This window comes from Mesorhizobium sp. (genome assembly GCF_017306585.1).
In the GTDB taxonomy this organism is placed as follows: Bacteria; Pseudomonadota; Alphaproteobacteria; order Rhizobiales; family Rhizobiaceae; genus Mesorhizobium.
On sequence record NZ_JAFKIC010000107.1, the window covers coordinates 20293 to 35089 of the forward strand.

At 64.0% G+C, this 14797-nt stretch carries 15 protein-coding genes; 14 read left to right on the forward strand and 1 reads right to left on the reverse strand.

The window, feature by feature from the left end; all coding sequences use genetic code 11:
- Positions 1-158 precede the first annotated feature (158 nt).
- The 10 genes from J0I79_RS04365 (at position 159) to J0I79_RS04410 (ending at position 9509) form a co-directional block, all read left to right on the forward strand.
- The gene (locus J0I79_RS04365; protein ID WP_292855462.1) at positions 159-977 is read left to right on the forward strand and encodes an alpha/beta hydrolase; all 819 of its coding nucleotides are present in this window, start codon (positions 159-161) and stop codon (positions 975-977) included.
- A gap of 40 nt (positions 978-1017) precedes the next feature.
- Positions 1018-2157: an NAD(P)/FAD-dependent oxidoreductase gene (locus J0I79_RS04370; RefSeq protein WP_292855383.1), complete on the forward strand. Its 1140-nt coding sequence runs from the start codon at positions 1018-1020 to the stop codon at positions 2155-2157.
- A gap of 104 nt (positions 2158-2261) precedes the next feature.
- Positions 2262-2852, forward strand: coding sequence for an amino acid synthesis family protein (locus J0I79_RS04375; RefSeq protein WP_292855384.1), 591 nt, complete (start codon positions 2262-2264; stop codon positions 2850-2852).
- A gap of 30 nt (positions 2853-2882) precedes the next feature.
- Entirely contained in the window at positions 2883-3341 is a 459-nt protein-coding gene (locus J0I79_RS04380) for a YbhB/YbcL family Raf kinase inhibitor-like protein (protein ID WP_292855385.1), read from the forward strand.
- A gap of 69 nt (positions 3342-3410) precedes the next feature.
- Positions 3411-4133, forward strand: coding sequence for a class II aldolase/adducin family protein (locus J0I79_RS04385; protein WP_292855386.1), 723 nt, complete (start codon positions 3411-3413; stop codon positions 4131-4133).
- A gap of 114 nt (positions 4134-4247) precedes the next feature.
- Positions 4248-5885 (forward strand): choline dehydrogenase, encoded by a 1638-nt coding sequence (locus J0I79_RS04390; RefSeq protein WP_292855387.1) that lies wholly within the window; start codon positions 4248-4250, stop codon positions 5883-5885.
- Positions 5885-6814, forward strand: a complete 930-nt coding sequence (gene fhmpcd1, locus J0I79_RS04395) for a 5-formyl-3-hydroxy-2-methylpyridine 4-carboxylate 5-dehydrogenase (protein ID WP_292855388.1) — start codon at positions 5885-5887, stop codon at positions 6812-6814. The genes J0I79_RS04390 and fhmpcd1 overlap by 1 nt, the downstream gene beginning before the upstream one ends.
- A 2-nt stretch (positions 6815-6816) precedes the next feature.
- Entirely contained in the window at positions 6817-7650 is an 834-nt protein-coding gene (locus J0I79_RS04400) for an ABC transporter ATP-binding protein (RefSeq protein WP_292855389.1), read from the forward strand.
- Positions 7647-8462, forward strand: coding sequence for an ABC transporter permease (locus J0I79_RS04405; protein ID WP_292855390.1), 816 nt, complete (start codon positions 7647-7649; stop codon positions 8460-8462). The genes J0I79_RS04400 and J0I79_RS04405 overlap by 4 nt, the downstream gene beginning before the upstream one ends.
- A 36-nt stretch (positions 8463-8498) precedes the next feature.
- On the forward strand, positions 8499-9509 hold the full coding sequence (locus J0I79_RS04410; protein WP_292855391.1) for an ABC transporter substrate-binding protein: 1011 nt from the start codon (positions 8499-8501) through the stop codon (positions 9507-9509).
- 37 nt (positions 9510-9546) lie between these two features.
- Here the strand turns inward: J0I79_RS04410 and J0I79_RS04415 are convergent, their stop codons facing one another.
- Complete coding sequence (locus J0I79_RS04415) at positions 9547-9972, reverse strand: hypothetical protein (protein WP_292855392.1); 426 nt, start codon at positions 9970-9972, stop codon at positions 9547-9549.
- 100 nt (positions 9973-10072) lie between these two features.
- Here J0I79_RS04415 and J0I79_RS04420 point away from each other — a divergent pair, with 100 nt between their 5' ends.
- The 4 genes from J0I79_RS04420 (at position 10073) to J0I79_RS04435 (ending at position 14780) form a co-directional block, all read left to right on the forward strand.
- A complete protein-coding gene (locus tag J0I79_RS04420; protein ID WP_366013750.1) occupies positions 10073-11101 on the forward strand; it encodes a BMP family protein in 1029 nt (342 codons plus the stop codon).
- Positions 11102-11178: 77 nt separating this feature from the next.
- Entirely contained in the window at positions 11179-12747 is a 1569-nt protein-coding gene (locus J0I79_RS04425; RefSeq protein ID WP_292855393.1) for an ABC transporter ATP-binding protein, read from the forward strand.
- Positions 12744-13841 (forward strand): ABC transporter permease, encoded by a 1098-nt coding sequence (locus J0I79_RS04430; protein ID WP_292855394.1) that lies wholly within the window; start codon positions 12744-12746, stop codon positions 13839-13841. Before J0I79_RS04425 ends, J0I79_RS04430 begins: the two co-directional genes overlap by 4 nt.
- Before the next feature lie 3 nt (positions 13842-13844).
- Complete coding sequence (locus J0I79_RS04435; RefSeq protein WP_292855395.1) at positions 13845-14780, forward strand: ABC transporter permease; 936 nt, start codon at positions 13845-13847, stop codon at positions 14778-14780.
- Positions 14781-14797: the final 17 nt, after the last annotated feature.

The window sequence follows — 14797 nt, forward strand, 5'->3', positions numbered from 1 at the left end:
TATGCGACACCGCAGCCATTGGACAGCAGGAATAGTCAGATTGTCAATTCTCAAGATTGAAAGAATGTCAGACAATCCTGTTGACGTGCCCCATCGTTCTATGATCCTCTTGGGTCAGACGGGTAGCAGTGGTGAGGAACAGACACGTGGCGACAGACATGCCTTCCGGCCAGCCGGGTTCGCGACGCGTCGATACGGGCCGCATCTCGCTGAATGTCCGCGAGAGAGGCGCCGGCCCGCTGATGCTGTTTTTCCACGGCATTACCTCCAACTCCGCTGTTTTCACGCCCCTGATGGCGCGGCTGTCGGACCGGTTCACCACCATAGCGGTAGACCAGAGGGGGCATGGCCTCAGCGACAAGCCGGAGACTGGTTACGAGGCTAACGACTATGCCGAGGACATCGCGGCCCTGATCCGCACGCTCGATCGCGGCCCGGCCATTCTCGTCGGGCATTCGCTCGGCGCCAGGAATTCCGTGACGGCGGCGGCGAAGTATCCGAACCTGGTGCGCTCGGTCGTCGCGATCGACTTCACGCCTTATATCGAGGTTGAAGCGCTGGACGCGCTGGAAGCCCGGGTGAATGCGGGTAGCCAACTTTTCGACAATCTCGGGGCCGTCGAGGCTTACCTTGCCGGCCGCTATGTGAACATACCCGCCGCTGCCATCAGGATCAGGGCCGAAAGCGGCTATCAGGCGGTCGATGGCGGCCTGCGTCCCCTGGCTTCGCCAACGGCGATGGCGCAGACCGCCAAAGGGCTGCGGGCCGACCTAGTTCCCGCCTACCGGGACGTGACGAAGCCTGTGCTCATCGTTCGCGGCGAGGCGAGCAAGCTGGTTTCAGCGGCGGCGCTGGAAAAGACCAGCCGGTTGCGCCCCGATCTGCCCGTCGTCGTCGTTCCGGGCGCCGACCACTATGTCAACGAGGTGTCTCCCGAGATCACTCTGAGAGCCATCACCAATTTCATCGATGCCTGACGGCAAATCGCCGTCCCTTGGTACGCAGCAGGATCAGAAAATGGCCAATGTAAACACGAGTTCGGGTAAAACGCGTTGTGCCGAGGTTGCCGGCGGCGGCTTTGCCGGCCTGACAGCCGCCATTGCTCTCAGGCAGAACGGCTGGGACGTCAGGCTGCACGAAAAGAGCGCCGAACTCAGGGCTTTCGGCGCGGGCATCTATCTCTGGCACAACGGGCTTCGCGTGCTTGAGGGAGTGGGCGCGCTGGACGAGGTCCTGCAGGGTTCGCATACGCCGCCGACCTACGAAACCTGGATGCACAACAAGTCGGTGTCCAAGGAGACGTTCAACGGCCTTCCCTGGCGCATCATGACCCGCAGCCATCTGCACAATGCGCTGGTCAACCGGGCTCGCGCCGTGGGTGTCGATATCAGAGCCAACTCCGAAGCGGTCGCCGCCGATCCGGAAGGCCGCCTGACCCTGCAGACCGGCGAGGTTCTCGAAGCCGACCTCATTGTCGGCGCCGACGGCGTCGGTTCCAAGGTCCGCGATTCCATCGGCTTCAAGCAGGACCGGTGGATTTCCAAGGACGGCCTCATCCGGCTGATCGTGCCGCGCATGAAGAAAGAACTCGGCCATGGCGAATGGGACAACACCATCGACATGTGGAATTTCTGGCCGCGTGTGCAGCGCATTCTCTACTCGCCCTGCAACGAGAACGAGCTCTATCTGGGCCTGATGGCGCCGGCCGCCGATCCCCGCGGATCGCGCGTGCCGATCGATCTCGAAGTCTGGGTCGAGATGTTCCCGTTCCTGGAGCCCTGCCTGATCGAGGCGGCGAAGCTGCAGACCGCCCGGTACGACAAGTACGAAACGACCAAGCTGGACAGCTGGACGAGAGGCAAGGTGGCCCTTGTGGGAGACGCCGCGCATGCGATGTGCCCGGCTCTCGCCCAGGGCGCCGGCTGCGCCATGGTCAACGCCTTCAGCCTGTCGCAGGATCTGGAAGCAGGCTCATCGGTCGAGGACGCGCTCGTCGCTTGGGAACAGCGTATCCGCCCAATCACCGATCGCTGCCAGGCCCTGTCCGGCGACTATGCGGCGAACCGTTCGCTGTCCAAGGGGAACATGTTCACACCGGCCGCGCTGGAAGCCGCGCGCTACGACCCGCTGCGCCGTGTCTTTTCATGGCCGCAGTAGTGTTTGGGCCGCAATAGAGTTTGGGCCGCAATAGAGCGCGGACAGGCCGGCCAACGATTTAATCGGCGCGCGCATGAGATGCGCGCTCCCTTCAGGAGATAGAGATGAATTATTCCAGTGCAGTCGAACGGGATTACGATGTCCGGGGGTGGTACGCGTCGGTCCAGGAGAGCCGCCATGATGGCGGCGCTCCTGGACAGGCGCTGGTCAAGATCGCGACAGGCGTCGTCATCCGCAACCCGTACGCCGGCAAGTTCGTCGCCGAATTGTCCGATCTGACCGGTCCGAGCGCGGCTATCGGCCATGCGCTTGGTGAGCGCGCCGTGGCGCTGCTCGGCAACAGGCCGGTCGAGAGCTATGGCAAGGGCGGCATCGCGGGCACGTCGGGCGAACAGGAACATGTCGTCGCCTGCATCACGACTGTATTCGGCGATCCGCTGCGCGAGCAGGTGGGCGGCGGCAAGGCCTGGATCTCGTCGGTCAGCAAGGTCGCGGTGGCCGGCACCACTATCGACATTCCGCTCGCCCACAAGGACGAGCTCTATATCCGTTCCCACTACGATGCCGTCACCTTCTCCGTGCCGGATGCGCCGCGTCCGGACGAACTGCTGATCTGCATCGCCGTCGCATCGGGCCCGCGCGTGCATCAGCGCGTCGGCGGCAAAACCGTCGCCGACCTGAAGGCTGGCGTCTAGTTTCACCGAAATCGCTCAAGGACGAATTCAATGCCCCTGAATATCAAGGACCTCAAGATAACATCGGTTGATTTCCAGCCGCTCGGAAAACTGCGCGACGAGCACGCGGGCGACAAGGGCAACGTGCTGCCCCGGCTCAAAGTCAGTGGCGTTCCGGCGGGGACGACGGAACTGGCGGTCATCTGCCATGATCCGGACGCGCCGCTCGCCAATGGTTTCACACACTGGGTCGTCTACGGCATCGATCCCTCGACCACCGACCTTTCGGACGCGCAGGAAAAGTTCCGCGTCGGTCCCAACGGCGCCGGCCACAAGCAGTATTACGGTCCCCAGCCGCCGGCTGGCCACGGTGAGCATCACTACTATTTCTGGGTCTACGCCCTCGACACCAAGGTCGAAGGGACGCCCACCCGGGAGGAGTTCCTGGCAAAATACGCCGATAACATCATCGAGCAGAACCGGATCGTCGGGCTCTACGAGAACAAGTGAAATCCGCGGCGTCGGCGGCCGATAACAATAACAAGAATGGCCGCCACCGCCGCAATGGGAGAATTGGAAATGACAGACAGCAACCCCGCGCGCCAGAAGCTCTTCGGAGAGCTGGTTACCGCCACCAAGATCCTTCTGAACGAAGGCATCATGGATACGTTCGGGCACATCAGCGTCCGTGACCCCGAGGATCCCGAAAGCTTCTTCCTGGCGCAGAAGCTCGCTCCGAGCCTGATCACCGTCGAAGACATCCAACGCTTCAACCTGGATGGCGAGACCTCGGACAACCGGCCATCCTATCTCGAGCGCTATATCCACAGCGAGATCTACAAGGCGCGGCCCGACGTCCAGTGCGTGCTCCACACCCACTCTCCGGCCGTGCTGCCCTACTGCTTCGTTGATACGCCGCTTCGGCCGGTCACCCATATGGGCGCGTTCATCGGCGAGTCCGTCCCGGTCTACGAAATCCGCGACAAGCATGGCGACGCGACCGATCTCTTCGGCGGCAGCCACGACGTCTGCGCGGATATCGCCGAAAGTCTCGGCAAACAGACCGTGGTCCTGATGGCGCGGCATGGCGTCGTCAATGTCGGCAACTCCGTGCGCGAGGTCGTCTTCCGCGCCTTCTATCTCGAGCAGGAAGCGAAGGCGCTCACGGCCGGCCTGCAGATCGGCAAGGTCAAATATCTGTCGCCGGGCGAGATCAAGACGGCGGGAAAACTCGTCGGCGCCCAGATCGACCGTGGATGGAATCACTGGTCGCAGCGTCTGAGAGAGGCTGGCCTGGTCTAGCGCCGGCGGGCCTCAGGAATAGCTGGATCATCCGAGCGCATGCCCTGATGATCCAGGCCCGGTTTCAACAGTTCCCTGGCGCATATGAGCCGGACCAAGGCAGTGAAACAGACAATGCCGCACGCTGAAAGCTACGACTACATCATCGTTGGGGCCGGATCGGCCGGTTGCGTGCTGGCCAACCGGCTGAGCGCCGATCCCAAATGCTCGGTGCTGTTGCTGGAGGCCGGCGGCTGGGACCGCGATCCGATGATCCACATTCCGCTCGGATGGGGAAAGATCCTGACCGAGCGGCGCCATGACTGGATGTATTTCTGCGAGCCGGAAGACAATGTCGGCGGGCGCAAGGTCGAGTGCGCACGGGGCAAGGTCATCGGTGGCTCGTCGTCGACCAACGCCATGGCCTATGTGCGCGGCAATCGCGGCGATTACGATCGCTGGGCGGCCTCGGGCCTCAGCGACTGGTCGTATGAGAAAGTACTGCCCTATTTCCGCAAGCAGGAAAGCTGGGAAGGCGGCGAGAGCAAATTTCGCGGCGGCTCCGGCCCGCTAACCACGCAGTTCTGCCGCTACAAGGACACGCTGATCGACGCCTTCGCGCAGGCCAGCGTGCAGGCGGGCTACGAACAGACGAGCGATTACAATGGCGAGCGGCAGGAAGGGTTCGGCCGCCTGCAGATGACGATCTCGAAAGGCCGGCGCTGTTCGACCGCGACCGCCTATCTGCGGCCGGTGCTGAAGCGCCCCAACCTGACGGTGCTGACGGAAGCCAGCGCGACCAAGATCGTGCTCGAAGGCGCTCGGGCGACAGGCGTTACCATCAGCCATCAGGGAAGCGAGCGCACGGTCGTTGCCCGCAGGGAAGTGCTGCTTTCCGGCGGTGTGATCAACACGCCGCAACTGATGATGCTGTCGGGGATAGGCGCGCAGGATGAGCTTGCCGCGCAGGGCATCCAGACGCGGGTGAACCTGCCCGCGGTCGGCAAGAACCTGCAGGACCATGTCTCGGTCATTCTCATGTACCGGCGCCGGGCGCCGGGCGGTCCGTTCCTGCGCAATATGCGTGCCGACAGGATCGGTCTGGATTTCGCCAAAACCTATCTGACGGGTCATGGGTTCTCGGCCGACGTGCCTGGTGGCGTCGTCGCCTTCCTGAAGAGCGGACCGGAGCGGCCATTGCCGGATGTGCAATTGCTGTTCACGGCGGCGCCTCTTGCCGCGTGGCCCTATTTCAAGCCGTTCAAGGCGCCGTTCCCGGACGGCTTCGCGACGCGGATCGTGGCGACGCAGCCCGAGAGCCGGGGCGCGGTGAAACTGGCCTCGGCCGATCCCGCAGCGGCGCCGCTGATTCACCAGAATTTCCTTGCCTCGCCCAAGGACTGGGAATCGCTGCGGGCCGGATTCCGGGTGGCGAGAAACCTCGCCTCGCAGCCTTCCATGCAGCCCTTCATCCAGGCGGAGTTCTTTCCCGGACCGAAGTGCCAGAGCGACGACGAGATCGACGAGCATATCCGCAAGACCTCCATCACCGTGCACCATCCGGCCGGGACGTGCCGCATGGGAGCCGACGAGGCCTCGGTCGTCGATCCGCAATTGCGCGTTCGCGGCGTCGCCGGCCTGAGGGTGGTGGACGCCTCCGTGATGCCCGACCTGGTCTGCGGAAACATCAACGCGGCGGTGATCATGATTGCCGAAAAAGCCGCCGACCTCATCGCGGCATCAAACATGGCAATGGAAAGCAGGGCAGCGTGATGATCAGACGTATCGCCATCATCGGTCTGGGCACGATGGGGCCGGGCATGGCCGCCCGGCTCGCCAGGGGTGGCCTGCAGGTCGTCGCCTACGACGTTGCGCCTGCGGCGATCGAACGCGCGGGCACCATGCTTGGCGTTGCGGAAGGCGTCCTCGATTCCCTCGGCATAACGCCGCCGGCATCCGGCGCTGGAACGGTCCGCTTCACCGACGACATCGCCGACGCTGTGTCGGGCGCCGACCTTGTCATCGAGAACGTTCCCGAGAACATCTCGATCAAGGCCGATGTCTATCGCACCATCGACGGCCTGATCGGGCCGGAGACCATCGTTGCTTCGGACACGTCAGGCATCCCGATCACCAAGCTGCAGGCGCATATCTCGCATCCGGAGCGGATGGTGGGCATGCACTGGTCGAACCCGCCGCACATCATCCCGATGATCGAGGTGATCGCAGGCGAGAAGACCGCGCCTGAGATCGTGACTGTCATCCGCGACCTGATCCGCTCGATCGGCCTGCTCCCTGTCGTGGTGAAGAAGGATGTCCCCGGCTTCGTCGAAAACCGCGTGCTCTACGCGCTGCTGCGCGAGGCGGTCGACCTCGTCGAGCGCGGCGTCATCGAGCCTGAGGACCTCGACACATGCGTGTCCTGGGGCATCGGCTACAAGATCGCCGTGATCGGGCCGATGGCGCTGCTCGATATGGCTGGCCTCGATATCTACAAGTCGGTCTCGTCCTTCCTCAACGCCGATCTCTCCAATCGCGACGATGTCGCGGCCATGGTGCTGGAAAAGACCAACGCCTCGAAGTTCGGCATCAAGTCGGGCGAGGGGATGTTTTCCTACACGCCCGAGAAGATCAAGGCGCTGCAGGGCGAGCGGGCGCGCAAGCTCGTCGCGGTGCGGCGCATCCTGGAGGGCCGGGACTAGCCATGCGCATTGAACCCATTCGAGCAGCAGGCGGCCGGTCGACCCACATCCGCCACGATGACGACCTGATCGCCGCCAAGGGCGTTTCGGTCGTCATGGCCAGGCAGTTGGTGCTGCAGAATATCGATCTTGCGATACCGAAGGGGTCCTTCGTCTCGCTCATCGGCCCGTCCGGCTGCGGCAAGAGCACCTTGCTCAAGGTTCTGGCGGGGCTGGTGGAGCCGACGAGCGGCAGCGTTTCGATCGCCGGGCTTTCGCCGGTCGATGCGGCGCGCAAGCGCATGATCGGCCTCGTTTTCCAGGAGGCGAATCTGCTGCCCTGGAAGAATGCGGTGGACAATGCCTCGATGCTGCTCGGCATCGCCGACAAGTCGCTGTCGCGCGCGCAGTTGAAAGAACGCGGCCAGGAGATGCTGGAACTGGTGGGGCTGGGTGACAGCGCCCATAAGCGTCCCCATGAATTGTCCGGCGGCATGCGCCAGCGCGTCGCCATCGCGCGGGCGCTCGCGCTCGATCCGGCGGTGCTGCTGATGGACGAGCCGTTCGGCGCGCTCGACGCCATTACCCGCGATTCCATGGGACAGTCACTGCTGGAGATCTGGCAGCGCACCGGCAAGACCATCGTGCTCGTCACCCATTCCATCGACGAGGCCATCCATCTCTCCCGCCATGTCCATGTGCTGGGCATCAAGCCGGGGCGTATCACCGAAAGCCTCGACATTGGACTGCCCTATCCGCGTGATCTCTCGGTGACGGAAGATCCGGAATTCGTCAGGCTGGTGGTTCAATTGCGCACCATGCTGCGCGCCAGCCATCAACCGGGAGGCGCGTCATGAGCGATCAATCCGTGACCAATCTTTCCGAATCGCGTTTTGCCTCCAGCTGGAGCGCGGCGACGGGCAGCTGGCTGCCGGCGGTCATCCTGCTGCTCGCGACGATTGCGGTGTGGGAAATCGTTGTGCGGGTCTTCGCCATTTCGGCTTTCATCATTCCCGCTCCATCCGAGATTGCAAAGTCGCTGGCCGCGAACTGGGCGACGCTGATGCAGGCGACATTGGTGACGGCGGGAGAAATCCTGTTCGGCTTCCTCGTCTCCGTCGTGGTCGGCATAGCTATCGCGCTGGTCATCGTGCGCTTCGACTGGCTGGGGAGGGCGCTCTATCCGCTGGTGGTGCTGTTCCAGAACGTGCCCAAGGTGGCACTGGCGCCGATCTTCATCCTCTGGTTCGGCTATGGGCTCGCGCCCAAGATCGGCCTGATCCTGGTGATTGCCTTCTTCCCGGTGACGCTGTCGATGCTGGCTGGCATGCAGTCGGTCGACCGCTCGCTGCTGTCGCTGATGAATTCGGTCGGCGCCAGCCAGACGCAGATTCTGTTCAGAATCCGCGTTCCGCATTCGCTACCGAACCTGATGGCCGGAACCAAGATCGCCGCCACGCTCAGCGTCATCGGCGCCATCGTCGGCGAATTCGCCGGTGCTTCGGACGGGTTGGGCTACGTCATCCAGTTCGCCTCGACCCAGCTCGATACCGCGCTGGTCTTCGCGGCCCTGCTGCTCGTCTCGGTGCTGGGCATCGCCTTCTACTACGCAGCCGAAATTCTCGAACGCATCGTGGTGCCGTGGGCACCGAAATTCAGCCACGCCTAGGCCCCTAGGACAGCCAACTTCAGGAAGGATCGAACAATGCTGAGACGCTCACTCATCAAGGCAGCCGCGCTTGCGGCCTGTGTCGGGACACTCGGCTTCTCCAGCGCGGCGTTTGCGGCCGACAAGGTCAACGTCCAGCTCGACTGGGTGGTGCGCGGCAACCACGCGATGTTCTTCGTCGGCAAGGAAAAGGGCTTCTTCGCCAAGAACGACATCGACGTCGCCGAGATCCGCAAGGGCTCGGGCTCGCCGGACGCCATGCGTCTGGTCGGCAACGAGAACGCCGATTTCGGTTTCGGCGATCTTCCGACGCTCGCCGTCGCCCGCTCGCAGAGTGTTCCCGTCGTGGCGCTGGCCGCCGTCAACCAGCATTCGCCACTGGCAATCATCTCTCTGGCCAAGACGGTGAAGCTTGGCTCGCCGGCAGATCTCAAGGGGCTCACCATCGGCATTCATCCGGCGGGCTCGACCTACATCTTCTTCAAGGGTTTCCTGGCGGCCAACGGCCTGACGGAAAAGGACATGACGCTGAACAGCGTCTCGCCGCCCTATGAAAGCTACCTGCTGCTCGGCCGCGTGCAGACCGTGGTCGGCTATGTCGACGCCGAGGTTCCCGAACTGGAGGCCAAGGCCGGCGGTCCGGGCTCGCTCAGCATCATGATGGGCGCGGATCACGGCTGGAAGGCTTACGGCTCCGGCCTGTTCACCTCGGAGAAGATGATCAAGGACAAGCCCGAGGTCGTCGCGCGCTTCGTCAAGGCCTATCGCGAAGCCTTCGACTATGTCGTGGCCCATCCGGAAGAGGCCGCCGAAATCACTGCCAAGGCGGCTCCAGGCTATGCCGACAAGAAGGATGTGCTTTTGGCGCAGATCAACGCCGACATCGCCTCGACCTTCACCAGCGACGACACCAAGGAACATGGCCTCGGCTGGATGACCAAGACGCAGTGGGAGGAAACGCTGAAGACGCTCACCGATCAGGGCGTGCTGAAAGCGGCCCTGCGGGCGGACGACGTGTTCACCGACAAGTTCCTGGCGAAGGAGTAGGACGCGCCATGCCGCTGGCCGACGGATCGATGGGCGCCTACCGGCACGCCAGCCTGTCCTGCTCGTCATCGCAGGACACGGTGCGCGCGCCCTTGGCCGCGTCGGCCCGCTCGAGCGTGATCTGCGACCGGGTGGCATATGCACGGCCCGAGAAGCCGCACCACAGCCGTTCGATCGGCAGGTTCTCGCGCTTGTCGTTGAGGATGGTGAAGGTGCCCGTCTTGGGATCGAACCAGAGTTCGAGGCGGGCGCTCTTGCCCGGCTCGACCGTCGCGACGCCGGCTGAATACCAGTGCGCGAAATCGGCGTTGCAGGAAACGCCTTCCTTGCCCGCATTCGAGATCGTCAGCGGCACCATGTCGAGGCCGTCGGTGCCGGTGCGGACGATGACATGGTGCAACTCGACCGCGTTGGCGAAGGACGTCAGCGCCAACGTAACGGGGAGGACATAACGGATCTTCACTTTGCCTGATCTCCAAGGGGTAATTTTCTCAGGCAGTCTATCTCGCTTCCGCGCAATAACAACAAGAATATTGATGTGTAAATCAAACGAAGAGGGTAACATGCTAAAGATTCTTAAAAGCAGCGTAAGTGCATTTATATTGAGCAGTGTTCTTCTTGGCAGCGCGCTTGCTGGAGAAGTCAAGTCTATCGCCATCCTGACGCCGGAAGAAGGCACGGATTACGGCTGGAACCAGCAGGGCATCGACGCCGCCAAGGCTGCCGGCAAGGCCGCCGGCGTCGAAGTGGTCGTGGCCCAGGGCCTCGGCTATGGCGACGTCCGTCCGACCTTGCGCGAGCTCGCCTCCGACGGCGCCAGCCTGCTCATCGCCCACGCCAGCGGCTACAACACCTCGGCGCCTGAAATCGCCAAGGAACTGAAGGTTCCGGTGGCGATCGTGGACACGCCGAACGGCCTGGAGAAGGGCCTCGTCGCCGACTACACGCTGAGCGGCCATCAGGGCGCCTATCTCGCCGGCCGTCTCGCCGCCAAGATGTCGCGCTCGAAGTCGGTCGGCATCGTCGTCTCCGGCGAGCCTCCGTCGTGGAACTCGCAGTCGGCGGCGTTCGCGCAGGGCGTCAAGGCGGAGAATCCGGACGTCAAGATCACCTACGCGGTGATCGGACCGGCCGCCTATAGCGACGCGGCCGGCGGCAAGCGCGTCACCGAAAGCGTGATCGCATCCGGCGCCGACATCATCTTCGGCCAGGGCAACGGCTCCAGCTTCGGCATGCTGCAGGCGGTGGAAACGACCAAGGCAACGGATGGCGGCAAGGTCTATTTCATCGACGTCATCGGCGACAAGTCGCCGATCGACAAGGGCTTCCTGTTGTCGTCGGTGGTGTGGAACATCGAGCCGGTCTACGCGGCGATGATCGCCGACATCAAGGCCGATACGTTCGGCACCAAGCACTACGCGATCGGTCTCAAGGACGATTCCGTGAAGCTCCTGAAGACGGCCGCGATCCCGGACAAGGTCTGGTCCGAAATCCAGGCGGTGCGCGAGGACGTCATTTCCGGCAAGATCAAGGTCGATCCGGTTTATGACGCCGCCGCGGTCAGGGCGCTGATGACGAGCGTCGCGCAGTAAGGCGACCAACAGTCTGCTCCGGAGGGGTGATCGGTTCGCCCCTCCGGATATCTCCTGTTTTTCAGTGCTGGGCTTTCATGAGCAGTCAATCTTCATCGTCCGTCGAGAAGCGCGACATCGTCGCGCTCGAAGGCGTGACCAAACGTTTTCCGGGCATCGTCGCCAACGACAGCATCAACCTGTCGATCCGCCCCGGCGAGGTGCATGTGCTGCTCGGCGAGAACGGCGCCGGAAAGTCGACCCTGATCGGCATGCTGTCGGGCCTTCAGCAGCCGGACGAGGGACGGATACTGGTCGACGGCAGGCCGACGCCGATCACATCGCCGCGCCATGCGCTGGCGCTCGGCATCGGCACGGTGTTCCAGCACATGATGCTGGTGCCGACGCTGACCGTGGCGGAGAACCTGCTGCTCGGCGGTTCCTGGTGGCAACGCCCCAGGACCGAGGAACTCGAGGCGAGGGTGGCCGAGATCACAAGCAGCCTCGGCATCACCGTGAAGCTGCATGCCAAGGTGTCGGAGCTTTCGCTCGGCGAACAGCAGCAGGTCGAGATCGTGCGCGCCATGGTGCGCAACAGCCGGCTGCTGATCCTCGACGAATCCACGTCCATGCTGACGCCGAAGGGCATCGAGGAACTTGGCGCGCTGATGCGCCGGCTCGTCGAGAAGGGGCTGGCTATCGTCTTCATCACTCACAAACTCAAGGAAGCGGCGGCCTTCGGCGACCGGATCTCGGTGCTGAAGCTCGGCCGCAAGGTGGGCGAAATCCCGCCGGAGCGTTTTCGCGCGCTCGGCGAACAGGAAATCATCTCCGAAATCGTCGAACTGATGTTCGGCAAGCAGAAGGACGATCCCGAGGCTGCCGAACGCCCCATCCGCACGGTCCAAGCGCAAGCCGCGCCGCTGCTGCAGGTCGCCGACCTCGCGGTCGCCGCGACCGACAACGCGCCGGGGCTGTCGTCGATCTCCTTCGATATCCGCCCGGGCGAGATACTGGGCATCGCCGGCATCGACGGCAACGGCCAGAAACAGCTGGCGGAGGCGCTTGCCGGTCAACGCACGGCGACCAGTGGATCGGTGCGGCTCGAAGGCGCGCCCATCGAGGGTTTGAGCGTCGGCGAACGCCGCCAGCGCGGACTGCGCTACCTGACCGACGACCGGCTCGGCGAGGGCACGGTCGGAACCTTCCCGGTCTCCATCAACTTCTTCCTCAAGCAGGTCGGCGCGGCACCCTTCTGGCGCGGCGGCGTCGAGCAGCGCGCCGAGATCGATCGGCGCGCGGCCGAACTGGTTCGCGAATACGATGTGCGCACGCCGAGCCTGAAGACGCCGGTCGCACGGCTCTCTGGCGGCAACATCCAGAAGGTGCTCCTGGCGCGCGAATTGGCCGAAGGGGCCAAGGTGGTGATCTTCAACAAGCCGACCTACGGGCTCGACCTCGCCAACACGCTGGCCTCGCGCCAGCGCATCCGCGACACGGCGGCGCGCGGACTGGCCGTGCTGCTGATCTCCACAGACCTCGAGGAACTGCTCAGCATGTGCGACCGCATCGCCGTCATCGCCAATGGCGCGCTGGTCGGCACCGTCGCCAATGCCGACGACGCCCGCACCAAGGTCGGCCGCCTGATGATCGGACTTGCCGCATGAGCATCGACACCGCACCCAGCGCAAGCGCCACCGCACTCGATGCCACGAGCGGCGCCGCCACCCGCCGCGACATATTGCACCGGCTGCTGATGACGATCGGGCCGATCCTTGCCGCGCTCGTCATTGCCGGCTGCATCCTGCTTGCCGTCGGCGTCGATCCGCTCGCCTATTACGGCTATGTGCTGGAGAAGGGGCTGTTCTCGCCGCTCGGTATCCAGCAGACGCTGACGCGCATGGCGCCGCTCTTGTTTCTCGCCGCCGGCCTGATCGTGGCCTTCCGCGCCGGCATGTGGAATCTGGGCGGCGACGGCCAGTTCCTGCTCGGCGCGGTCACCGCCGCAGCCAGCGCTCCTGTCTTCGTCGAGATCATGCCCGCCTGGCTGGCCCTGATCTGTTCGTTCCTGATCGCCATGGTGGTGGCCATGGTCTGGTCGCTGGTGCCGGCGCTGCTGCGCGCCTATCAGGGTGTCAACGAGATCATCACCACTCTGATGATGACGTTCCTCGGCACGTCCTTCGCCAATGTGCTGGTCAAGCTGGCGTTCCGCGACCCCAGCACAACCGTGCCGCAGACCCGCACGCTACCCGTTGAAGACAGGCTGCCACGGCTCTTCGACACGACCATCACCAGCGGCCTCGTGCTCGGCCTCGCCACGATCATCATCGTGCATCTGGTGATGACGCGCACGGCATTCGGACTGAAATTGCGGATCGTCGGCGCCAATCCGCGCGCGGCGGTTCATGCGGGTCTCGGCGTGCCCGGCCTGACCATCGCCGTCTTTGCCATCTCGGCGGGCCTCGCGGGTCTTGCGGGCGCGGTCGACATCATTGGCGTGCAGGGCAATGTCCGCGCCGACTGGAACCCGGCCTACGGGCTGGCGGTCATCCCCGCGGTGTTCCTGGCGCGCATGAACGGCTTTGCCGCCATCGGCTTCGTCTTCCTGCTCTCGGTGCTGTCGATCGGCGGCGAAAGTGCTGCCCGGCGGCTTGGCGTGCCCAATCACTTCACGCTGGTGCTGGTCTCGATCGTGCTGATCGTGCTCGCTCTCGCCGAATATGTCGATCACCGCTTCAACCAGTCGAGAAAGGCTTAGGGCATGACCGGGCTCTTCAGCGAAGTCTTTCTCAGCGCGCTTCTGTTCGGTGCTGTCACAGCCGCCATTCCGCTTTTGCTTGCTGGGCTTGGCGAGCAGATGTCGGAGAAGGCCGGCGTGCTCAACATCGGCATCGAGGGCATGATGCTGGCCGGCGCCTATCTCGGCTTCGTCGGCGCCTTCTATTCGGGGTCGCTGTGGCTGGGATTCCTCACCGGCGCCGCCGGCGGCGTCGCCGTGGCGCTGATCATGGCGCTGCTTTGCGTGCGCATCGGCCTGAACCAGATCGTCATCGGCATCGCGCTGACGCTCGGCCTCGAAGGGCTGACGGCGCTGCTGCATCACTTCCAGTTTTCGCGCAGCTATCCCCGCCTGCCGGCGGCGGACGCGACCGTCATTCCGCTGCTGTCGGACATCCCCGTCATCGGCCCCGCCTTCTTCAAGCATCACCTGATCGTCTATCTCGCGGTCGCCCTGGTGTTCGGCATGAGCTATCTCTACCGGCGCACGCAGCTCGGCCTCAATCTCCAGGCCGCCGGCGACAAGCCGGCAGCGCTCGATGTCGCCGGTATAGACGTGGTCAGGACCCGCACCATCGCCGTACTGTCGACCGGCGCGCTGGCCGGGCTGGGCGGCGCCTATCTCGCCAATGTCGGCGCGGGGCTGTTCATTCCCTTCATCACCAACGGCGCCGGTTTCCTCGGCATCGTGCTCGCCATGCTGGCGCGCGGCCGTCCGGTCTGGGTGCTGTTCGGCGCGCTGCTGTTCGGCGTCTGCCTGTCGCTGACGACGGCCATGCAGGTAGCGGGCATCAATATCCCGACCGACGTCATCCAGATGCTGCCGTTCCTGGCGGTGATGATCATGCTTGTGCTGTTCGGCAGGCGCGCCAGTCTGCCCGCGGCACTCGGCATTCCATACGAGCGCGGCGCGCGCTGACGACAACGAACGCGCGG